At 72.6% G+C, this 20,038-nt stretch carries 19 protein-coding genes and 1 pseudogene; 9 read left to right on the top strand and 11 right to left on the bottom strand.

Annotation, left to right across the window (positions count from 1 at the left end; translation table 11 throughout):
* Window positions 1–65: 65 nt before the first annotated feature.
* Entirely contained in the window at window positions 66–1,475 is a 1,410-nt protein-coding gene (locus BLW76_RS38890) for a BNR repeat-containing protein (RefSeq protein ID WP_091316939.1), read from the top strand.
* A 4-nt stretch (window positions 1,476–1,479) separates the two neighbouring features.
* Here BLW76_RS38890 and glmS read toward each other — a convergent pair whose 3' ends face one another.
* Together glmS and BLW76_RS38880 are read right to left on the bottom strand one after the other, a co-directional pair.
* Window positions 1,480–3,303, bottom strand: a complete 1,824-nt coding sequence (glmS, locus tag BLW76_RS38885) for a glutamine--fructose-6-phosphate transaminase (isomerizing) (protein ID WP_091316937.1) — start codon at window positions 3,301–3,303, stop codon at window positions 1,480–1,482.
* A gap of 14 nt (window positions 3,304–3,317) precedes the next feature.
* Window positions 3,318–3,590: a hypothetical protein gene (locus BLW76_RS38880; RefSeq protein WP_091316936.1), complete on the bottom strand. Its 273-nt coding sequence runs from the start codon at window positions 3,588–3,590 to the stop codon at window positions 3,318–3,320.
* A gap of 94 nt (window positions 3,591–3,684) precedes the next feature.
* On the opposite strand from BLW76_RS38880, the gene BLW76_RS38875 reads away from it, so the two are divergent.
* Window positions 3,685–4,440 (top strand): class I SAM-dependent DNA methyltransferase, encoded by a 756-nt coding sequence (locus BLW76_RS38875; protein WP_091320411.1) that lies wholly within the window; start codon window positions 3,685–3,687, stop codon window positions 4,438–4,440.
* Here BLW76_RS38875 and dapA read toward each other — a convergent pair.
* Window positions 4,364–5,224 (bottom strand): 4-hydroxy-tetrahydrodipicolinate synthase, encoded by an 861-nt coding sequence (gene dapA / locus BLW76_RS38870; RefSeq protein ID WP_091320414.1) that lies wholly within the window; start codon window positions 5,222–5,224, stop codon window positions 4,364–4,366. The genes BLW76_RS38875 and dapA overlap by 77 nt on opposite strands.
* 73 nt (window positions 5,225–5,297) lie before the next feature.
* Between dapA and BLW76_RS38865 the strand changes: the two genes are divergently transcribed.
* Window positions 5,298–6,212, top strand: a complete 915-nt coding sequence (locus tag BLW76_RS38865; protein ID WP_091316934.1) for a LysR family transcriptional regulator — start codon at window positions 5,298–5,300, stop codon at window positions 6,210–6,212.
* On the opposite strand, the gene BLW76_RS38860 is transcribed toward BLW76_RS38865, so the two are convergent.
* From BLW76_RS38860 to BLW76_RS38850, 3 genes are read right to left on the bottom strand one after another with little or no spacing between them, the layout of a single operon-like run.
* Window positions 6,202–6,546 (bottom strand): STAS domain-containing protein, encoded by a 345-nt coding sequence (locus BLW76_RS38860; protein ID WP_091316933.1) that lies wholly within the window; start codon window positions 6,544–6,546, stop codon window positions 6,202–6,204. The two genes, BLW76_RS38865 and BLW76_RS38860, sit on opposite strands and share 11 nt — an antisense overlap.
* Window positions 6,543–7,772 (bottom strand): PP2C family protein-serine/threonine phosphatase, encoded by a 1,230-nt coding sequence (locus tag BLW76_RS38855; protein WP_244170519.1) that lies wholly within the window; start codon window positions 7,770–7,772, stop codon window positions 6,543–6,545. Before BLW76_RS38855 ends, BLW76_RS38860 begins: the two co-directional genes overlap by 4 nt.
* Window positions 7,772–8,572: an alpha/beta fold hydrolase gene (locus BLW76_RS38850; protein WP_091316930.1), complete on the bottom strand. Its 801-nt coding sequence runs from the start codon at window positions 8,570–8,572 to the stop codon at window positions 7,772–7,774. Before BLW76_RS38850 ends, BLW76_RS38855 begins: the two co-directional genes overlap by 1 nt.
* 100 nt (window positions 8,573–8,672) lie before the next feature.
* Between BLW76_RS38850 and BLW76_RS38845 the strand changes: the two genes are divergently transcribed.
* The gene (locus BLW76_RS38845) at window positions 8,673–9,038 is read left to right on the top strand and encodes a hypothetical protein (protein ID WP_143060767.1); all 366 of its coding nucleotides are present in this window, start codon (window positions 8,673–8,675) and stop codon (window positions 9,036–9,038) included.
* 224 nt (window positions 9,039–9,262) lie between these two features.
* Here the strand turns inward: BLW76_RS38845 and BLW76_RS38840 are convergent, their stop codons facing one another.
* The 5 genes and pseudogenes from BLW76_RS38840 to BLW76_RS38820 form a co-directional block, all read right to left on the bottom strand.
* Window positions 9,263–9,631 (bottom strand): STAS domain-containing protein, encoded by a 369-nt coding sequence (locus BLW76_RS38840; RefSeq protein WP_244170517.1) that lies wholly within the window; start codon window positions 9,629–9,631, stop codon window positions 9,263–9,265.
* A gap of 48 nt (window positions 9,632–9,679) precedes the next feature.
* Window positions 9,680–10,213 carry a pyridoxamine 5'-phosphate oxidase family protein gene (locus BLW76_RS38835; RefSeq protein ID WP_244170516.1) on the bottom strand — a complete coding sequence of 178 codons (534 nt, stop codon included), beginning with the start codon at window positions 10,211–10,213 and terminating at the stop codon, window positions 9,680–9,682.
* Window positions 10,214–10,273: 60 nt separating this feature from the next.
* Window positions 10,274–11,482, bottom strand: a complete 1,209-nt coding sequence (locus tag BLW76_RS38830; protein ID WP_482746701.1) for an NsdA family TPR-like regulatory protein — start codon at window positions 11,480–11,482, stop codon at window positions 10,274–10,276.
* Window positions 11,428–12,090: pseudogene (locus BLW76_RS38825) on the bottom strand (GDSL-type esterase/lipase family protein); the annotation flags it as partial. The gene BLW76_RS38830 and the pseudogene BLW76_RS38825, both read right to left, overlap by 55 nt.
* A gap of 254 nt (window positions 12,091–12,344) precedes the next feature.
* Window positions 12,345–15,068, bottom strand: coding sequence for an exo-rhamnogalacturonan lyase family protein (locus BLW76_RS38820; protein ID WP_091320409.1), 2,724 nt, complete (start codon window positions 15,066–15,068; stop codon window positions 12,345–12,347).
* Window positions 15,069–15,343: 275 nt separating this feature from the next.
* Between BLW76_RS38820 and BLW76_RS38815 the strand changes: the two genes are divergently transcribed.
* Genes BLW76_RS38815 through BLW76_RS38795 form a run of 5 tightly spaced genes read left to right on the top strand, consistent with a single transcriptional unit; the run spans window position 15,344 to window position 19,986 of the window.
* On the top strand, window positions 15,344–16,624 hold the full coding sequence (locus BLW76_RS38815) for an ABC transporter substrate-binding protein (RefSeq protein ID WP_091316920.1): 1,281 nt from the start codon (window positions 15,344–15,346) through the stop codon (window positions 16,622–16,624).
* An 11-nt stretch (window positions 16,625–16,635) separates the two neighbouring features.
* Window positions 16,636–17,577: a carbohydrate ABC transporter permease gene (locus BLW76_RS38810; RefSeq protein WP_091316918.1), complete on the top strand. Its 942-nt coding sequence runs from the start codon at window positions 16,636–16,638 to the stop codon at window positions 17,575–17,577.
* Entirely contained in the window at window positions 17,574–18,404 is an 831-nt protein-coding gene (locus BLW76_RS38805; RefSeq protein ID WP_091316917.1) for a carbohydrate ABC transporter permease, read from the top strand. The genes BLW76_RS38810 and BLW76_RS38805 overlap by 4 nt, the downstream gene beginning before the upstream one ends.
* Window positions 18,401–18,949: a hypothetical protein gene (locus tag BLW76_RS38800; RefSeq protein ID WP_091316915.1), complete on the top strand. Its 549-nt coding sequence runs from the start codon at window positions 18,401–18,403 to the stop codon at window positions 18,947–18,949. The genes BLW76_RS38805 and BLW76_RS38800 overlap by 4 nt, the downstream gene beginning before the upstream one ends.
* On the top strand, window positions 18,946–19,986 hold the full coding sequence (locus BLW76_RS38795; protein ID WP_091316914.1) for a LacI family DNA-binding transcriptional regulator: 1,041 nt from the start codon (window positions 18,946–18,948) through the stop codon (window positions 19,984–19,986). The genes BLW76_RS38800 and BLW76_RS38795 overlap by 4 nt, the downstream gene beginning before the upstream one ends.
* Window positions 19,987–20,038: the final 52 nt, after the last annotated feature.

Below are 20,038 nucleotides of genomic sequence, written 5' to 3'. Positions count from 1 at the left end.
GTCGGTTGACGGCGGTCGGGCGGGGGCCGATCCTTGTTCACGTTAACACGCGGAAAGGGACGGCCATGGCCACGAAGAGAGCGCTTTCTCGGATCCTCGGCGTGCTGGTGGCCGCGGCGGTGCCGCTGGTGCCCGCCGCGCCCGCCGAAGCCGCCGTGTCCGTGGTCAAGATCGCCGATACCCGGCTCGACGCGACCGCGCTGTACTTCGTCTCCTACGACGGGCTGGTGAACAACGACTCCTTCCAGCAGAGCGGCATCTTCAGCTACGCGGGCTACCAGTACGCCACCTGGTACACCGCCGACCGCAGTGCCGTGGTCGCCCGGCGGGCCGGTGGCGCGGGGGCGTGGCAGACCGTGAAACTGCCGCACAAGCTGACCGTCGACGACTCGCACAACGTCATCTCGATGGGCGTCTCGCCCGACGACGGCCGGCTGCACGTGGCCATGGACACCCACAACAACCAGGTCTACTACGTCGAGTCGGTGGCCGGGCTGCTGTCCGCGCCCGCGTCGCACGACTGGACGGCGTCGGCGTTCGGCGGGGTGCAGCGCACGCTGGACGGCGTCGACCTCGGGGCGATCACCTACCCGCAGTTCGTCGTGACGCCGGAGCGGAAGCTGCAGCTGAGCTACCGCACCGGCGGCTCCGGCAACGGCACCAACGAGCTCGCGGAGTACAGCGGCGGCAGCTGGCGCAAGCTGGGGAAGTGGTCGTCGGCGACCGGTTCCTGGACGGCGAACGGCGTCACCAGCACCACGCGCAACATGTACCTGCACGGCATCACCTACGGGCCCGGCGGGCGGCTGCACACGACCTTCACCTGGCGCGAAGGCAACACCGGGGTGCTGTGCAACTCCGGCGGGCTGGCCAACCACGACACCGGTTACGCCTACAGCGACGACCGCGGCCGGACGTGGCGCAACAACGCCGGCGCGGTCGTCGGGACGACGGGCGGCACGCCGGTGTCCGTGTCCTCGCCGGGCACGGTCGTCGACCCGCTCGGCGTCGACCACGCGCTGATGAACCAGGAAAGCCAGGCCGTCGACTCCGCCGGGCAGCCGCACGCCGTGATCAGCTACGTGCCCGGCCGGTTCACCCAGTGCGTCACGAACTACGCCGCGCAGCGCAGGCAGTACGGCCGCACCTTCTTCCTCAGCCGGGCGGCCGACGGCACCTGGACCAAGCGCGAGGTGCCGGTCGCCCCGGAGTCCAGCCAGCGCACGAAACTCGTCTTCGACCGGGGCGACAACGCCTACCTCGTGATGCCGTACGGGCGGATCGTCGCGGCGACCAGGGCGAGCGGCTGGACCGACTGGAAGACCGTGTACAGCCCGGACCTGAACGCGTTCGGCGAGGTCGACGTCGACGACTCGCGGCTGGCCGCCGACGGCGTGATCTCCGTGATGTACCAGCAGACCTCGAGCGGGACGACGCCTTCGCCGATCCGGGTGGCCGACTTCCGCCTGGGCTGAAGCCCTACTCGACGGTGACGGACTTCGCCAGGTTCCGCGGCTTGTCGATGTCGTAGCCCAGGGTCAGCGCCGCGTGGTAGGCGAGCAGCTGCAGCGGGATGGTGAGCAGGATCGGGTCGAGCTCCGGCTCGGTCTTGGGCACCACGATCCGCGGGACGTCGAGCTCGCCGAAGTCGACGTTCTCGTGGGTGACGGCCAGCACCGCGCCGCCGCGGGCCTTGATCTGCTGGACCGCGGCCAGGTTGCGCTCGGTCAGCTCGTCCGAGGGCACCACGGCGACCGTCGGGAGCGACTCGTCGATCAGGGCGAGCGGGCCGTGCTTGAGCTCGGAGGTCTGGTACGCCTCGGCGTGCCGGTAGGAGATCTCCTTGAACTTCTGCGCGCCCTCGCGGGCCACCGGGTAGCCGCGGACGCGGCCGACGAAGAACAGGCTCTTCGCGGCGGCGACGGTCTTCGCGTGCTCGGCGATCTCGGGCTCGAAGTCCAGAATGGACTTGATCTGGCCCGGCAGCGCGCGGATCGCGTCGATGATCCGCTGACCGTCCGCGTTGGACAGGTCGCGCACCCGGCCCAGCGCCAGCGCGATCAGCGCGAACCCGACGGCCATGTTGGTCAGCGCCTTGGTCGAGGCGACCGCGATCTCCGGGCCGGCGTGCAGGTAGACGCCGCCTTCGCAGGCGCGGGCGATCGTCGAGCCGACGACGTTGACCAGGCCGACGACCCGGCCGCCCTTGCGCTTGATCTCCTCGACGGCGAAGGCGGTGTCGATCGTCTCGCCCGACTGGCTGACCGCGATGTAGAGCGTGTCGGCCTCGATGATCGGGTTGCGGTAGCGGAACTCCGACGCGGCTTCGGCGTCGGCCGGGATCCGGGCCAGCTCCTCGATCATCGTCGCGCCGATCTGGCCGACGTAGTAGGCGGAGCCGCAGCCGAGGATCTTCACGCGGGCGAACCCGCGCAGCTCGCGCGGCGTCAGGTTGAGCCCGTCGAGGCGGGCGACGCCGAACCGGTCGTCGAGCCGGCCGCGGATGATCCGCTCGACGCATTCGGGCTGTTCCTGGATCTCCTTGGCCATGTAGTGCGGGTAGCCGCCGAGGTCGAGGTCCTCGGCGTCGATGTCGATCTCGGTGGCCGGCTTGGTGGTGTCGCTCTCGTCGACGGTGAAGGTGCGGTAGCCGGTGGCGAAGACCGTCGCGAACTCGCCGTCGTCGAGGTGCGCGACCTGCGAGGTGTGCCGGACGAGCGCGGCGAGGTCGCTGGCGACGAACATCTCCCGCTCGCCGACGCCGATGATCAGCGGCGAGCCGTTGCGGGCGATGACCAGGCGGTCCGGGTGCGCGCTGTCGGTGACGGCGATCGCGTACGTGCCGGTGACCCGCGAGACCGCCTCGACGACGGCGTCTTCGAGGGTTTCGGCGGCCGAGCGCGCGATCAGGTGGGCGAGGACCTCGGTGTCGGTCTCGGAGGTGAGGGTGACGCCGGCGTCGGCGAGCTGGGCGCGCAGCGTGTCGGCGTTGTCGATGATGCCGTTGTGGACGACGCAGATCCGGCCGTCCTCGGAGGTGTGCGGGTGCGCGTTGGCCTCCGACGCGGGGCCGTGCGTGGCCCAGCGCGTGTGCCCGATGCCCACCTTGCCGGCGAGTCGTTTCGGCAGCGCGGCGGCGAGGTTGCGCACCCGGCCGACGACCCGGTGGACCTGGGGGGCGCCCTTCGCGCCGAGGACGGCGATGCCGGCGGAGTCGTAGCCGCGGTACTCGAGCCGGGTCAGGCCCTCGAGCAGGATGGGGGCGGCGTTCTGGCCGCCGATGTAGCCGACGATTCCGCACATGGGGAGACCTCTTCCTAGCCGTAGACGAGGCGGCGCAGCTGCCGCTCGGAGAGGACGGGCGCGGCCACCAGCCGCCCGCGGAGCTCGGCGGCGATCAGGGGGAAGATTTCGGGGTTCTTCCGGCCCTGTGCCTGCAGCTCGGCGTGCCGGCGGCGCACGTAGTCCTCGGTGGGAGTCCGGTAGAAGGCCAGGACGTCGTCGACGACCCGGGCGGCGACCCCGGGCGGCAGCCCGGTGGACGCGGCCACGCGCTCGACGATGTCGGTGTCCTCCACGCGAGCCATCATGCCCTGCGGGGTGTCCGAGGCCCAAATTCTTGCCCGAAATCGGGCAAGTTTAAGGGTTGGACAAGGTTAGGGGTGGCCTACGATGGTGGAGGGCGTGCGACAGGACGAAATTTGGGACGCCGAGGCCGCCGAACGCTACGACACCCCCGGTGCGGGCGTGTTCGCGCCGGAAGTGGTGGCGCCGATGGTGACGCGGCTGGCCGAGCTGGCCGGGGGTGGCCGGGCCCTGGAGTTCGCGATCGGCACCGGCCGGGTGGCGATCCCGCTCGCCGAGCGCGGGGTGCCCGTGACCGGCATCGAGCTGTCCGAGCCGATGCTCGACCGGCTGCGGGCGAAGGCGGCGATCCCGGTGGTCGCCGGCGACATGGCGACCACCCGGGTCGAGGGCCGGTTTTCGCTGGTCTACCTGGTCTACAACACGATCGGGAACCTGCTCACCCAGGACGAGCAGGTGGAGTGCTTCCGCAACGCCGCCCGCCACCTGGAGCCAGGCGGCCGGTTCGTGATCGAGCTGGGCGTCCCCGAGCTGCGGCGGCTCCCGCCGGGACAGGACGCGCTGGTGTTCGGCACCGGCGATGGGGCTCTCGGGGTGGACACCTACGACACCGTGCGCCAGCACCTGGTGTCCCACCACTTCACGTTCGGTTCGGGGCGGGAGGCGCGGCTGAGCCGCTGCCCGCAGCGCTACGTCTGGCCGGCCGAGCTCGACCTGATGGGCCGGCTGGCCGGGTTCGAGCCGGAGTCCCGGCACGCGGACTGGACGGGCGGGGAGTTCACGGCGGAGTCGCGGTCGCACGTGTCGGTGTACCGGCTTCCACCAGCGGAAGGCGCACGCTCGCGTGCGGAATGACCCCGAGCTCGGCCAGCGCGGCCTTGGCGTGCACCGCGCCCGGCCCGGCGCGCATGATGCGGTCCGTCAGCGGGCCGAGGGCGTCCTGGATGGCCCTCGCCTTGACCAGGTCGCCGTCGCGGACCGTGCGGATCAGGTCGGCCGTGCGGTCGGCCGCCACGTTGGCCACGACGCTGACCAGGCCCGTCGCGCCGCACGCCAGGTACGGCAGGTTGAGCTCGTCGATGCCGCAGTAGTACGCCAGTGACGTCCGGGACATGACCGTCATCGCCTCGAACAGGTCGCCCTTCGCGTCCTTGACCGCGCGGATCCGCGGGTGCGCCGCCAGTTCGGCCAAAGTGGACGGTGCCATCGCGACCCCGGTGCGCGCCGGGACGTCGTAGAGCATCACCGGCAGCTCGGTCGCGTCCGCCACGGCGAGGCAGTGGGCGAGCACACCCGCCTGCGTCGGGCGCGAGTAGTAGGGGCACACGAGCAGCAGCGCGTCGGCGCCCGCCGCCTCGGCTTCGCGGGCGCGGCGGATGCTCGCGGCCGTGTCGTACGTGCCGACACCGGCGATCACGCGCGCCCGGTTCCCCACCTGGTCCGCCACGGCCCGGACGAGGCCGGCGGACTCGGCGTCGGAGAGCGTGGGTGACTCGCCGGTGGTCCCGCCGACGACGAGGCCGTCGCACCCGGTGGCCAGGAGGTGGTCGACGAGCCGGGTGCGGCCGGATGCGCAGAGCCCGCCGCCGGGCTGCATGGGGGTCACCATCGCGACGAGGTTGACGCCGAATTCGGTCATGCCCTCGACCATGCCGGGGCCGACTGGTGTGGTCCAGCGACGCTTTTTTGCCGATATTGCGTAGCCTGGCTTCATGATCGAGGTCGGGGCGCTGCGGGCGTTGCGGGCGGTGGCGGCGCTCGGCACGCTGGCGCGGGCCGCCGAGGAGCTCGGGTTCACCGCGTCCGCCGTGTCGCAGCAGATCAAGCGGCTCGAACGGCAGGTCGGGGTGCCGGTGCTCGCGCCGGCGGGCCGCGGGGTGGTGCTGACCCCGGCCGGGCAGGCCATCGCCGACGCGGCGCCCGAGGTGTTCCAGGCGCTGGAGCGCTGCGCCGAAGCGGCCCAGTCGGTGGCGGAGGGCGCGCCGCGCGGCACGCTGCGGGTGGTGGCGTTCTCGACGGCCATCCGCGGCCTGCTCGCGCCGGTCATGCCGCGGCTGGCTTCGCGGTGCCCGCGGCTGCGTGTGCAGCTCACCGAGCAGGACCCGGCCGAGGCGCTGCACAGCGTCGGCGCGGGAACGGCCGACCTCGCCCTCGTCCACGACGCCGACGGGCTGCTGCCCGCCCCGGTGCCGCCCGCGTTGACGCAGCGGTGGCTGCACACCGACGTCGGCGACGTGGTGGTGGCGCGCACGCACCCGCTGGCCGGGCTCGACGCACCGCTCGACGAGGCCGCGCTGGCCGGGCACGCGTGGGTGACCAGCCCGCCGGGAACCGTGTGCCACCAGTGGTTCCGGCGGCTGTTCGTGCAGGAACAGCCCGACGTCCGCCACCTGGTCGACGACTTCGCGACGCAGCTGTCGCTGGTCGCCTCCGGCCAGGTGGTCGCGCTGATCCCGCGGCTGGCGCGGCCGCCGCTGGGGGAGAGCCTGGTGGCGCGGGAGCTGCGCCGGCCGCCGGAGCGGGAGGTCCAGGCCGTGTGGCGGCGGAGCGCGGAGGCGAGCCCGGCGATCCGGGCCGTGCTGGCCGAGCTGGGCGCCCCGGCCACGTCGAGGACCGTCAGTCCCTGAGGGCGTCTTCGGCGTTCGGGTAGGTCGGGAAGAAGTCGCCGAGGCCGATGAGCCCGAAGGTCCGGCCCAGCCGGTCGGGAACGGCCGCCAGCGCGACCCCCGCCCCGGCCGCCTCGGCGACGTTGTGCGCCGCGATCAGCGCGGAAATGCCGCTGGAGTCGCAGAACGTCACCCCGCCCAGGTCGAGCACCAGCACCTGCCCGGCCCCCAGGGTGAGCCCTTCGACGCCGGCGCGCAGCCGCGGTGCGGTCGCCACGTCGAGCTCGCCTGCGACGGTCACGACCGAGCCGGCCCCGGTGGTGCGCGTGGTGACGGAGAACGGGGTGCCGGTCACGGTCGATCGCCTCCGGGAAGTGGGATGCTCAACGCCAGCAGCGCCGTGTCGTCCTCGACGCCGTCGCCGAAGCCGGCGAGCAGGCCGGTCACCGCCGTGATCACCGCGGGGGCCGTCGTCGGGGCCAGGCCGGCCAGGTAGTCGCGCAGCTGCTCTTCGCTGTAGCGGACGCGGCCCTGCGTGCGGGCTTCGGTCAGCCCGTCGGTGTACAGCAGCAACGTGTCGCCCGGGTGCAGCACGACGTCCGCGGCGGCGAAGCGCGCGCGTGGCAGCGCGCCCACCAGCTGGCCGCCCGGTACGGGCAGGAATTCGGTCATGCCGTCCGCGCGGACCAGCAGTGCCGGCGGGTGGCCGCCGGTGGCCAGGGTGACCGCCGCGCCGTCGCCGTCCGGCCGGATGCGGCCCTGGACGACCGTGCAGTAGCGCGGGTCGTCGCCGCGGTACTCGTGGTGCAGCACGGTGTTCAGGCGGGCCAGCACGGTGGCCGGGTCCGGGTCGTGCACCGCGGCGGCGCGCAGGGTGTAGCGCGCCAGCGACGTGACCACGGCCGCGGCGGCGCCTTTCCCCGAGACGTCGCCGAGGAAGAAGCCCCACGAATCACCGGTGAGCGGGAACAGGTCGTAGAAGTCGCCGCCGACCTCGTCGGCCGACGCCGGGTGGTAGTAGGCCGCGACCTCGACGCCGGGCACCTCGGCCAGTGCGGGCGGCAGCAGCGTCTGCTGCAGGGTCCGCGCGAGCCGCTGCACCCGGTCGCGTTCGCGCTCGGCTTCTTCGCGCGCCCGCAGCAGTTCCTGCTCGTAGGCCCGCCGGTCGCGGGCGTCGAAGATCGTCGTGCGGATCAGCTGCGCCTGGCCGTCGGTGCCGGTCTTGACCGTCGAGGTGACCAGCACCGGCAGCCGGCGGCCGTCCGCGGTCTTCAGCTCGAAGGCGACGCCGCCCAGCTCGCCCTGCATGCGCAGGAGCGGCGCGAAGTGCGTCTCGTGGTAGATCCGGCCGCCGACGGTGAGCAGGTCGGCGAACCGCAGCAGGCCGACGACGTCGTCGCGGGCGTAGCCGAGCCAGCCGAGGAGGGTGGCGTTGATCTTCGCGATCGTGCCGTCCAGCAGCGTCGAGAGGTACCCGCAGGGTGCGTGCTCGTAGAGGTCTTCCGCGCTGTCCTCCAGCAAGGCCGAGAATTCGGGGGCGGCACTTTCCCGACCACCCGCGCCGGGGTGGTCCTCGCACATCACGGCCCGCTCACGAACGCCGTGATCGCGGTGGCCGTCGCCTCCGGCGCGCTCAGCTGCGGGCAGTGCCCGGTCGCGGGCAGCGTCACCAGCGTGCTGCCGTCGATCTGCTCGTGGGTGAACCGCCCGACCTCGGGCGGCGCGATGGCGTCGTTCGCGCACTCGAGGATCAGCGTCGGCACGGAGACCTTGGCCAGGTCGGCCCGGTTGTCGGAGAGGAACGTCACCCTGGCGAAGACGCGCGCGATCGCGGGATCGGTGCGGCAGAAGCTGTTCGTCAGCTCCGCGCCCAGCTCCGGGCGCTCGGGGTTGCCCATGATGACCGGCGCCATCGTCGCCGACCAGCCCAGGTAGTTGGACTCGAGCGAGTCGAGCAGCTCGTCGATGTCGGCCCGGCTGAACCCGCCGCGGTAGCCGCCGTCGTCGAGGTAGCACGGCGACGGCGTGAGCAGCACCAGCTTCGCGAACCGGTCCGGTTCCCGGTTGGCTGCCAGCACCGCGATCATCGCGCTGACCGAGTGGCCCACCAGCACGACGTCCCGCAGGTCAAGCTCGTGGCAGATCGCCAGGACGTCGTCGGCGTAACCGTCGAGGCTGCCGTAGCGCTCGGGGGTCCAGGCGGATAGGTCCGAGCGGCCGGCGCCGGTGTGGTCGAACAGCACCACCCGGTACCGCCGCGCGAGTTCCGGGACGACGAGCCGCCACAGGTTCTGGTCACAGCCGAAGCCGTGCGCGAGCAGCAGGGTGGACCCGTCTTCCCGGCCGGTGACGGTCACGTTGTTCCTGCTGCGCATGCTCACCGGCACATCCTGCCACCGGGTGGGCGGGACGGCGGGCTGAGCGAGCGGACCGGACATTTCGGGTACTCTGGTGGCAGGCAAGATCGACATGGGGGGTTCGATGAGCTCTTGGCGTCTTCGTGCGGCCGCGGTCGCGGTTCCGGTACTGGGCGGGGTGCTGGTCGCCACGCCCGCGCAGGCGGGCAGCGGTGACTGCCGCGACTGGTGGACGATCGACGACACGGCCCGCACGGTGTTCACCGACAGCACGCGCTCGGTCCGGTTCTGGGGCCACCGCAGCTGCGGCGCCTCGACGACCCCGCAGTACTGGACGGCGCCGTACCGCCCGGACGAGCCGGGCGACTACACGTGGGAGAGCGTGAAGGCCCTGCACGGCAACGATCCGGGCGCGGTGGCCTACGGTTTCGAGCTGCGCCGCCAGGGCGACGGCTGGGTGGCGGTCGGATTCGCCGCCAGCCACGGCTGAGGGTCAGGGTCGCCGCCGGGCGGGCGGTCCGGGCCGCCTTCGACCGGCACGTGCGGAACCACCGGCGTGGCCGCTGGGCAGGCGGTTCAGGGCGCCTTCGACCGGCACGTGCGGAACCACCGGCGTCGCCGCTGGGCAGGCGGTTCAGGGCGCCTTCAACCGGCTCGTGCGGAACCACCGGCGTGGCCGCTGGGCGAAGCCGTTGGGCAGGCCGGAGCCGCGGCTCAGCCGGTGAGTGCCTCGTCCCGGGTGGTGGTCACGGCGAGGGCTTCGAGCAGGCCGGTCAGCCGGAGGGTGCGGTGGACCACGCCGGCTTCCGGGGCGACGACCCGGATCCGCGTGCCGGCGCCGGCTTCGCGGCGGGCCTCGAGCAGCACCGTGATGCCGATCGAGGCCAGGAAGGACACTTCGGACAGGTCGATCACCAGCAGATCCGGCGCGTCCGCGAGAGCCGCGGTGACCTCGCTGCCGAGCGCCGGGGCGCTGAGCAGGTCGACCTCGCCCGCCACCGCCAGCACGACCGCGCCGTCGGTGTGGTGGGCCGTCACGCGCAGGAGGTCCTGGGGCCGGACGCGGTTGCCGTCAGCGGTCACGATCGCCCCTGGTCTGCATGTGGGATCCCTTTTCCGTCGCCGGACAGCTCACTCCGGATCGGTGATACCCCGGTCGCGTGACGGCGAAACATCGGCCGCCGGGGCGGTGGTGCCGCCGAGCGGCATGGCGGGCAGGCCCAGCTTGCGGTGGTCCCACGACCGCGTCCGCTCGACGTCGAGGCGGACGGCGACCCGCTTGGTGAGCATGAACTCGACCATCGGCCGGACCTCTTCGGTGTACGGGCCGGTGTACCGCTCCCAGACGTTGACGCCGACGGCCCACAGCGCATCCGGGTCGTCGACGATCGTGGCGCGGCCTTCGAGGGCGACCCCGCGCAGCGCGTCGTAGGTGTCGCCGGTTTCGACCAGCACGGTGACGCGGCCGTCGCGCCGCAGGTTCGCGGCCTTCTGCGACTTGGCCTTGGTTTCGAACCACAGCACACCGTCGAGCACCGCGTACCACATCGCGACCAGGTGCGGCTGGCCCGACGGGCCGACGGTGGCGAGGGTCGCGACGCGCTGCTCGTCGAGGAACGCGCTGATCTCGGCCGCGGACATGACGATCTCGTCGCGCTGTTTCACGGTCGGAGTGAATCGGAAAGCCCGGCTGTCCGCAAGGGACGGGCGACGACTGCCCGGCGGTCAGGGCAGGGGCTCGGCGCGGTAACGCCGGATCCGATCGGCCAGCCCCCGCGCTGCCTCACTGCCGCGGTGTTCGCGCAGCAGGCGCTCCAACGGGACCAGCCGGTCCTTGGGCCGGACCGAGCCCACCTGCCCGGCCAGCTCGACCGCTTCCGCGCCGATCCGGGTGGCCTCGTCGAAGTCGCCCCGGAGCGCGTGGTTCTGCGCCAGCATGATCAACGTCAGCGACCGGCTCCGGGCCATGTCCGCGCCGTACCGGTCCGCCGCCGACGTCAGCTGCGTGACCGCTTCGCCGCTGTAGCGGGCCGTCACCGCCGTGGCCAGCTCCGTCAGGACCGTGCCGCGCATCGCCGCCATGTCCGTTTCGCGGAAGAACGCCTCCCACGGCCTCGGTTCCGGCCACGCATCCGCCGTGGCGAACGCGGCCTCGGCTGCCGCCAGCCGGGTCAGGGCCGTCCGCTCGTCGCCGGCCATGGCGTGCGCCCATGCCTCGTTCGCGGTGAGGATCGCCAGTGCTCGGCCGGAACCCGAGCGCAGCGCCGCCACCCGGCCCTCGGCGAACTCCGCCAGCGCACCGGGGACGTCGTGGTGGTGCAGGTACAGGCGGCCGAGCCGGTAGCGGATGTTCGCCACCAGGTTGTCGTTGCCCGCCTCGGCCGCGAGTTCCAGCGCGCGCCCGAAGCGGTACCGAGCCGGCTCGCCGCGGCCGATGTCGAACTCGGTCCAGCCCAGCAGGTTGTGCACGTCGGCGAGCACTGTGTACAGCCGGGCCCGCAACGGATCCGGGACCGTTCCCCAGTGGAGCAGGAGGCTCGCCGTCTTGACCACGCGGACGGCGTCGCGGCAGAACCCGCCGCCCTGCCGGTAGTCCAGGGCCCGCAGGACACCGACGGCCGCCTCGAGCTCGGCGACGTCGGTGGTCTCGATGCTGATCGGAAGGGGTACGCCATCGCCCGTCGTCGTCACCATGACCTCACCTCGCGCAGTGCGCACGCACGCATGGTCGGTTGCCGGCGCGGGGGAAATACCCACAATGGGCGCGCGAGAAACGGCCGTCACCCGTTGGGGCGGCGCAGGAACCGCGCGAGCGGCAGCCTGACCCGGGTCATCTCCTGCGTGACGAGTGCGGCGAACTGCTCGGCGCCGTACCGGCTGAGGTGCGTCGCGTCGTCGACGCCGTCGTGCGCGAGCGTCAGGTAGAGCGGCCAGGACGCCGCTTCGCCCAGGCCTTCCAGCAGGGCCTGGGACCGTGCGGTGAGGTCGAGCAGCGGGATCTTCTGCTCGCCCGCGACATCCCGCATCACCGCGGGCAGGTCCACGCCGATGGTGCTGACGACCAGGCCGAGCGGCGTGAGCTTCCCGTCCGCGCCGAACCGGTGCCGCACCGGGGGCGTGACCAGCACCGGCGCCCCGCCCTGCGCGCGGACGCCGTCGACCAGGGTGGCGAGGTTGGCGCGGTAGACGTCCTCGGGCGTCTGCTTGTCGTTGTGCGCCAGCTGGATCAGCGCCGTGTCGCCGGGCCGGATCATCGGGCGGACCCGGGGAAAGTACCGCGGGTCGGCGAGGTAGCTGACCGTGCTCGCGCCGGATTGGGCGTAGTTCCGCACGCTCGGCCCGGCGCGGAAGAGCTCCGGCAGCGCCTGGGCCCAGCCGTTCTTCGGGAGGAATGTCCAGTCGGCGGCGGTGGAATCGCTGATGACGAACACGCGCGGCGCCCGGGGCCGGGGTGTCACGGCGATCCGGGCCGGCCGCGGCGCCGGCCCGGTGAGCCGCACCTGCAGCCCCGGGGTGCCCGGCCCGTCCTCGCCGCTCGGCATGCCTTCCGGGGTTCGGACTTCGACCGTCACCGACCGGTGGACGTACCGGCCGGGCCGGGTGTTCACCGGGGCGAGCGCGATCCGGCGGGCTTCGACGTCCAGACCGGTCTGCCCGGTCAGGAGCGCCTCGATCTCGTAGTCGCCCGGCGGCACGTCGAACGAGCACGAGCCGTCGCACACGGTCCAGCGCGGGGACGCGTCCGCCGGGGCCGCGCCGAGCACGAGCACGGCGGCCAGGGCGAGCCCGACGAGCTTCACGGCGCTTCCTCCGGGGCGATGGCGAGCAGGGCGATGGTGGCCAGGTTCCGCTGGGCGAAGTCGTTGGTGGCGAACGTGGCGAAGTCGCCCGCCGGGTTCGTCGTGGTCCGCGTGGGGATCTCCGTCACCGGACTCGCCACCGCGGAGCCGGTGACGCGTTCCGCGGGCGGCCACGGCTTTCCCGCCGGGTCACTCGTGAACTGGTCCCAGCCGCGTTTGCGCAGGCTCGCGTCGCCGAGCTGTTCGCCCGCCCAGGCCGTGACGCGGGAGTAGATCGTCTTGAACAGCCCGGGGTTGAAGTCGCGGCCGTACCGGGCGATCTTCTCGGCCGACGGTGCCTGGGCGTAGCGGGCGAAGTCCAGGTAGGTCCGGCGGAACTCCGGGACGTCGACCAGGTCGAGGGTTTCCCAGAGGATCTGCTCGCCGAGGAAGGCCATCGACAGGTTGTAGCCGCCCTCGAAGTCGCCCTTCTCCAGGTTGACGAGGTGGCCGGTCGCCGGGTCGAAGCCGACCGCGCCGCCCGCTTCCCCGGTGAAGAGCCCGGCCGGGAACGTGGCGATGTCCTCCATACCGGTGACGATCCGGTCGCGCCAGCGGACGTCGCCGGTGCGTTCCCACTCCGTCAGCCAGTTGCTGACCAGCGCGTACCAGTCCGGTCCGATGCGGACGCGGGCCGGCGCCTTGGTCTGCGGCGGCAGGACCGCGCGCAGCGGGTCGACCGTGCGCAGCGTCTCGTCCACCTGCAGCGACGACCGGATCAGGTCGCCCAGCAGCTCGTCGGCTGTGAGGTAGTAGGAGAACCGCTTGGTGAACGACTCGCCGACCCGCGCCTCCTTGGCGCCGTCGCCCCAGTGCACGACGGCGTGCCGCGACCCCAGCCCGGCGAACCGGCCGCCGTGGTGGGTGTCCACTTCGGACACGTGCTGGGTCATCGCGTGTGCCAGCCGGAACGTCCGGGGGTCGCCCGAGCGCAGGAAGGCGTACCAGAGCAGCGCGTCCGTGCCGAGTTCGGCGTTGTCCCACGCGTACCCGCCGACGTCGTAACGCCATTCGTGGCGGTCGGCGTCGTAGGTGTGCATGACGTCGCCGTAGTGCCAGAACCCGTACCACTCGCGCTCGTCGACCTGGTCGGCGTAGAAGGCGATTTCCCGCGCGATCCCGTCTTCGAGGGCCGCGCGGGCCGGGGTACTGCGGTCCGGCAGGCTCCACCGGCCGAACACCCCGGCCGCGTGGTAGGTCGCCGGATCGGTGACGAGCTGCGGCGGCGCGGTCAACGTCGCCGACAGCGCGGCGATGGTGTCCCGGGCCGGCGTGGCCGGCAGGGCCCACAGCCGCAGTTCGGCCGAGCGCACCATGCCCTGTGGGGTCGCGAAGCCTTCTTGGACGTCCTCGTAGGACAGGTCCAGCCCGTGCGCGACGGTGTCGTAGGTGCGCAGGTCCATCGCGGGCGCCAGCGGGGAGTACGACCAGAGCGTCACCGACGCCGTGTCCGTGGCCGCGCCCCGGATGTCCAGGGAGCGCGGGGCACGCTGCCAGAAGTCGCGCAGCCCGAAGCCCAGCCCGCCGGCCGGGCCGCCGACGTAGCCGAAGCCGGACGCGCGGTCGCCGTGGCCCGCGTGCGTGAGCCAGCTGCCCGCGGCGCTCGTGCGTTTCCACACGGCGAAGTGGCGGGCGGACTCCTGGAACAGCGTGAAGTCGTTCCACAGCGCCAGTTTCCGGTAGCCGTCCCGCACCTGCTGGCCCCACTGCGCGACCGGCGGCGTGGCGGTGCCGTCGGTCTGGGCCTTGCGGACCGCCGTGCCGGGGTCGCGGCGCAGGCCGGTGAGCACCCGGACGGGCTCGCCCCAGACGCCGCCGGCCGCCGTGCCGAAGCGGACGTGCCGGTTGTGCGGCTCGTCGGTCAGCGGCACCGCGAACCGCAGGCCGAGCCCGCGGACGAAATCGTGGTTTTCGTCGGCGTCCCAGCGGAAACTGTGCACGACGCGCAGGGAGTCGTCGCCCGCGCCGAGGTAGACCCGCAGCGTCCAGGGCAGGATCGCGCGGGTGCCGCGGCCGCGGTCGCGCCGGTACCGGCCGGTCAGCTTCACCACCGCGCGCACCGGGCCCGCCTGCTCGACCTCGGCGCGTTCGACGACGCCGCTCCAGTCCTCGCGGCGGGGTGCCCGGGAGTCGTCGTCCGGCTGGTCCTGCAGCCGCAGCACGAGCTCGCCGTCACGGGCCACGACGCGCCCGCCGCGCGAGAGCGACGGCACGGCGACCGTGCCGGTCGTCGCGAGTTTCAGCTCGACCGTTCCGTTGGTCACCACGATTTCGCGCGGTGACCGGCGCACGGTGACCGGAACCGGTGGCGGCGCGGGTGTCCCGGGTGCCAGCGCGAAGCCGTCCGCGCCGGCGGCCGACGTCACGGCGTGGCCGGTCCACTTGACCGAGCCGTCCGGCCAGTACGCCAGCGGCCACGACTGCACGGGCACTGGCGAGCCGTCACCGGCGTGCAGGGCCAGCGGGACGGTCCTGGCCAGCGTTCCCCGTGGCCAGGGGACACCGAAGGCGCAGCCCACGGGAGCGGCGGGCCTGCCGTCCAGCCAGTGCAGGCGCACCTCGCCGCCGGACGCCGTGGGGGTCGCCGCCGTCGCGGCCGCGGGGGGAGTGACGGCGGTGGCGGCCAGTGCCGAGACTCCGCCGAGGAAGACACGTCGGGAAAGGGGGAACTGCGGGGACATCGCCGGCCTCCGGATCAGCTCGATGAACCGATTCAAACCAGACGTTTCCGCGTCTGTCAACCCGCCCGACCCGAACAGTCCAGTCCGTGAGTAAGCGCTTTCTCGATCATCGGATGAACGGCCGAATCCGTTCGACCGATTCGAAAGTATCGGTACTTTCGCCGGGATCATTGCTGGTTGACGCCGCCCGCGGCGCGGACTTACCGTGCTTGAACCGATTCAAGACCGAAATTCCGGTGAGCTCGCCCGGTGCTGGTCTGCAGAAGGGAAATCCGATGAACGGACGGATGCGCGCCGGCCTGGTGGCGGCCGTGGCGGTCACGCTGGCGGGGCTGGTCACGGGGTGCGGTGGCGGCGGTGCCGCGGCGGGGCCCACGACGATCCGCTTCGTGTGGTGGGGCAACGAAGACCGCGCCAAGGTCACCAAGGCCGCGGTGGAGCTGTTCATGAAGGACAACCCGGGCATCACGGTCCAGACGGAGTACGCCGCGTACGACGCCTACTTCCAGAAGCTGTCCACCCAGGTCGCCGGCGGCGCGTCCCCCGACCTGGTCCAGCTGGACCGTGCGACGCTCGGCGAGTACCAGCACCGGCACGTGCTGGAGGACCTGAGCTCCTTCGTGGGCAAGACGATCGACGTCACCGGGATCGCGCCCGAGCTGCTGGCCGGCGGCAAGATCGAAGGCAGGCAGTACGCCGTGCCCGGCGGCCAGACCACGCAGATGCTCGCCTACGACCCCGCGATCTTCACCAAGGCGGGCGTCGAGCCGCCGTCCGGGCCGGGCAAGGGCTGGACGTGGACGCAGTTCGGCGATGGCCTGCGCAAGGTGGCCGCGACCGGGGTGGCTGGCACGACCGACTTCGGCTGGGCGATCGACTGGTTCGAGGTCTGGCTGCACCAGCACGGCAAGCAGCTCTACACCGAGGACGGCAAGCTCGGGTTCACCGCCGCCGACCTGACGCAGTTCTGGACGCTGACCGGCGGCCTGCGGGCGGCCAAGGCCGTCACCGCGCCCGAGGTCACCACGAAGATGGACGGCTCGATGCCGAACTCGGGCCTGGTCACCAAGCGCGCCGGGTCGGAGATCAACTACGACTCCAGCCTCAGCGCGTACCTCTCCAGCTACGGCCCGGGGATCAAGGCGGCACCGCTGCCGTCCGACGGGCCGGCGTCGGGCATGGCGGCGATGCCACCGGTCACCTTCGCCGTGGCGTCGCGCTCGGCGCACAAGGAAGCCGCCGCCAAGCTGCTGAGCTTCCTGGTCAACAACCCGGAAGCCGGGAAGCTGCTGGGCGTGGCCCGCGGGCTGCCGCCGAACACGGCGATCCGCGAGCAGGTCTGCGGCGCGGCCCAGGCCGCCACGAAGGCCGTGTGCGACTACGAGAAGTCCGTCGCCGACCGGATCGGCCCGGCGACCGGCCTGTGGCCGACCGGATCCGCGGCGGTCAAGCGCGACTTCCAGCGCGTGTACGACGACGTGATCTTCGGCCGGACGAGTGTCGCCGACGGGGCCGCGCGCGTGGTGCAGGCGGCGCAGCAGTCACTCGGATCCTGACGGAGGAGCGCATGACACAGGCTGTGCTGGAGAGGCCGGCGACGCGGGAGCCGGCCGCGTCCCGCCGTCGCCGCGCCGGCCAGGGCACCGGGTACCTGTTCCTGTCGCCGTGGCTGCTCGGCGTGCTGGTGCTGACGATCGGCCCGATGCTCGCGTCGCTGTACCTGTCGTTCACCGACTACGACCTGTTCGACGCGCCGCGCTGGGTCGGCCTCGACAACTACACGACGATGTTCACCCGCGACGACCGGTTCTGGCACGCCGCCGGCGTCACCGCGCAGTACGTCGGCGTCTCGGTGCCGCTCAAGCTCGGGCTGGCACTGGCCGTCGCGATGCTGCTCAACCGCGCGCACCGCGGCGCCGGGCTGTACCGCTCCGCGTTCTACGCGCCTTCGCTGCTCGGCGCGAGCGTGAGCCTCGCCCTGGTGTGGCGCGCGATGTTCTCGACCGGCGGCACGGCCGACCGCGTGCTGGCCGCGTTCGGCCTCGACACCGGCGGCTGGGTCGACCAGCCGCAGTTCGCCCTGCTCGCCGTGATCGCGCTGGCCGTCTGGCAGTTCGGCGCGCCGATGGTCATCTTCCTGGCCGGGCTCAAGCAGATCCCGAAGGAGCTGTACGAGGCGGCGGAGCTCGACGGGGCGGGCCCGGTCCGCCGCTTCCGGTCGGTGACGCTGCCGATGCTGTCCCCGGTGCTGCTGTTCAACCTGGTGCTGGAGACCATCCACAGTTTCCAGTCGTTCACCGGCGCGTTCGTCGTCAGCAGCGGCCGTGGCGGGCCCAGCGACTCGACCCTGCTCTACACGCTCTACCTCTACCAGCGTGGGTTCACCGACTTCCGGATGGGCTTCGCCTCGGCGATGGCCTGGGTGCTGCTGGTGGTGATCGGCGTGCTCACCGCGCTGCTGTTCCGCGGCTCGCGCCGGTGGGTCTTCTACGCGGGGGAGGGCCGGTGACCCGCCGGTCGTGGGGGTGGCACGCGCTGATGGTGCTCATCCTCGTGGTGCTGCTGTACCCGGTCGTGTGGCTGGTTTCGGCGTCGTTCAAGCCCGCCGAGGAGGTGCTGGCCGGGCTGTCCCTGCTGCCCGTGCACGCCACCGGCGACAACTACACGCAGGTGTTCGCCGGGGTGGCCGGGTACGGCGTCTGGCACTACTTCGGCAATTCGCTGGTGATCTCGGTCGGCGCGGTGCTCGGCAACGTCGTTTCGTGCTCGCTGGCCGCGTACGCCTTCGCCCGGCTGCACTTCCGGGGCCGCGGGCCGATGTTCGGGTTCATGCTCTCGACGATCATGCTGCCGCAGCACGTGGTGCTCATCCCGCAGTACGTGATCTTCCAGAAGCTGGGGATGGTCAACACGTTCTGGCCGCTGGTGCTGCCGAAGTTCCTGGCCACCGACGCGTTCTTCGTCTTCCTGATGGTCCAGTTCATCCGCGCCCTGCCCGGGGAGCTGGACGAGGCCGCGACGATCGACGGCTGCGGGCCGGTGCGGACGTTCCGGTACGTGATCGCGCCCCTGCTTCGGCCGGCCTTGATCACCACCGCCATCTTCACGTTCATCTGGACCTGGAACGACTTCTTCTCGCAGCTGATCTACCTCAACGATCCCGGGCAGTTCACGCTGCCGCTCGCGCTGCAGATCTTCGTCGACCAGACGAGCGAGTCGGCGTTCGGCCCGATGTTCGCCATGTCGGTGCTCGCGCTGCTGCCGATCGGGCTGTTCTTCTTCGCCTTCCAGCGCTACCTGGTCGAGGGCGTGGCGACGTCGGGGCTGAAGGGATGAAGACGCAGTACCGCTCGCTGACGCTGCTGGCCGAGGTGCTCTTCGTCGGCCTCCTGGCCTGCGCCGCCTCGGTGTTCGTCATGACGTCCTTGGCCGCGGCGGCCGCCGGCTCGGTCCTGCTCGCCGAGGTCGCCGCGGACGGCCGGACGCCGTCCGTGCGCCGGTTCGCCCGGCTGTTCCGCGCTGCCCTCGCCCACCCGGTGGCGCTGCTGGCTCCCGCGGGCCTGCTGGTGGTCGGGGCCGTCGACGTCCTCGCGGTGCTGGGCGGGCTGCCCGGCGGCCGGGTGTTCGGGGCCGTGCTGGGGCTGGTGCTCGCCGCGCTGATGGCGGCCGGCCTGCGGGCCGCGGCGGCGTGGCGGCCGGACCGGCACTGGCCGGCGGTGCTGGCCGACGCCGGGCGGGGGACGGTCTCGGACTGGCGTGGCAGCCTCGGGCTGGTCGTCGCGATCGTGGTGGTGGCGGTCGTCGTGGTCCAGGCGCCGGGCTTCGTGGTCGTGGCGCCGGGGCTGCTGGTGCTGGCCGCGGTCGCGGTGGCCGTCCGGTGAAGCCGCCGGTGGGGATCCGGGACGTCGCCGTCCGGGCCGAGGTGTCGGTCGGCACGGTGTCCAACGTGCTCAACCGCCCCGACGTGGTCGCCGCCGCCACCCGCGCGCGGGTCCTCGCCGCCATCGACGCGCTGGGGTACGTCCGCAACGAGCCGGCCCGCCAGCTGCGGTCCGGCACCGCCCGCACGATCGGCCTGGTCGTGCTCGACGTCGGCAACCCGTTCTTCACCGACGTCGCCCGCGGCGTCGAAGAGGCGGCGAGCGAGGCCGGGCACGCGGTGATCCTCTGCAACAGCGGCGAATCCGTCGCCAAGGAACGCGGGCACGTCGAGCTGCTGGCCGCGCAGCGGGTGCACGGGGTGCTGATCACGCCGGTGGCGTCCGGGCCGGTGCCGGTGCGGTGGCTGCGGGAGCGGGGGATCTCGGTGGTCCTGCTCGACCACCCGACGGCCGAGGAGGACCTGTGCTCGGTCGCCGTGGACGACCGCCAGGGCGGCGAGCTCGCGGTCACGCACCTGCTGGCCGAGGGGTGCGCGCGGATCGTGGTGGTCACCGGCCCGGCCGGCCTGCACCAGTCGGCCGAGCGCCACCGCGGTGCCCGGGACGCGATCCGGCTGGCCGGCCGCCCGCCCGAGGTCCTCGAGGTGCTGGGAGTCCCGGCCCTCAACGTGGCGTGCGGCCTGCGGGCCGGCGAGCAGCTGCTGGCCAGGGCGGTGCGGCCGGACGCCGTCTTCTGCGTGAACGACCTGCTGGCGCTGGGCCTGCTCCAGGCCACGGTCCGCGCGGGGGTGCGGGTCCCGGAGGACCTGGCGATCGTGGGCTACGACGACATCGACTTCGCCGCGGCCGCCGCGGTGCCGCTGACCTCGGTCCGCCAGCCGCGGCACGAGATCGGCCGCACGGCGGCGGCCCTGCTCCTCGCCGAATCGCAGTCGCCGTCCGAGCACGAGCACCGGCACGTGGTGTTCACGCCGGAGCTGGTGGTCCGCGAGTCGAGCCGCCGTCCGCGGCGGGCCAGGCGGGTGGGCCGGCCGTGAGTACACTCACGACCTTTCCAGAAAACGCTTTCTCGCGATCCGGCACGGGCAG

The organism is Amycolatopsis tolypomycina (assembly GCF_900105945.1).
GTDB classification, from domain to species: domain Bacteria; phylum Actinomycetota; class Actinomycetes; order Mycobacteriales; family Pseudonocardiaceae; genus Amycolatopsis; species Amycolatopsis tolypomycina.
This window is presented reverse-complemented; position numbering and strand designations above follow the sequence as displayed.

Coding starts and splice junctions, on each gene's coding strand:
- BLW76_RS38890 (WP_091316939.1), top strand. CDS start 66: ATGGCCACGAAGAGAGCGCTTTCTCGGATCCTCGGCGTGCTGGTGGCC.
- glmS (WP_091316937.1), bottom strand. CDS start 3,303: ATGTGCGGAATCGTCGGCTACATCGGCGGCCAGAACGCCGCCCCCATC.
- BLW76_RS38880 (WP_091316936.1), bottom strand. CDS start 3,590: ATGATGGCTCGCGTGGAGGACACCGACATCGTCGAGCGCGTGGCCGCG.
- dapA (WP_091320414.1), bottom strand. CDS start 5,224: ATGACCGAATTCGGCGTCAACCTCGTCGCGATGGTGACCCCCATGCAG.
- BLW76_RS38865 (WP_091316934.1), top strand. CDS start 5,298: ATGATCGAGGTCGGGGCGCTGCGGGCGTTGCGGGCGGTGGCGGCGCTC.
- BLW76_RS38855 (WP_244170519.1), bottom strand. CDS start 7,772: ATGTGCGAGGACCACCCCGGCGCGGGTGGTCGGGAAAGTGCCGCCCCC.
- BLW76_RS38845 (WP_143060767.1), top strand. CDS start 8,673: ATGAGCTCTTGGCGTCTTCGTGCGGCCGCGGTCGCGGTTCCGGTACTG.
- BLW76_RS38820 (WP_091320409.1), bottom strand. CDS start 15,068: ATGTCCCCGCAGTTCCCCCTTTCCCGACGTGTCTTCCTCGGCGGAGTC.
- BLW76_RS38815 (WP_091316920.1), top strand. CDS start 15,344: ATGAACGGACGGATGCGCGCCGGCCTGGTGGCGGCCGTGGCGGTCACG.
- BLW76_RS38810 (WP_091316918.1), top strand. CDS start 16,636: ATGACACAGGCTGTGCTGGAGAGGCCGGCGACGCGGGAGCCGGCCGCG.
- BLW76_RS38800 (WP_091316915.1), top strand. CDS start 18,401: ATGAAGACGCAGTACCGCTCGCTGACGCTGCTGGCCGAGGTGCTCTTC.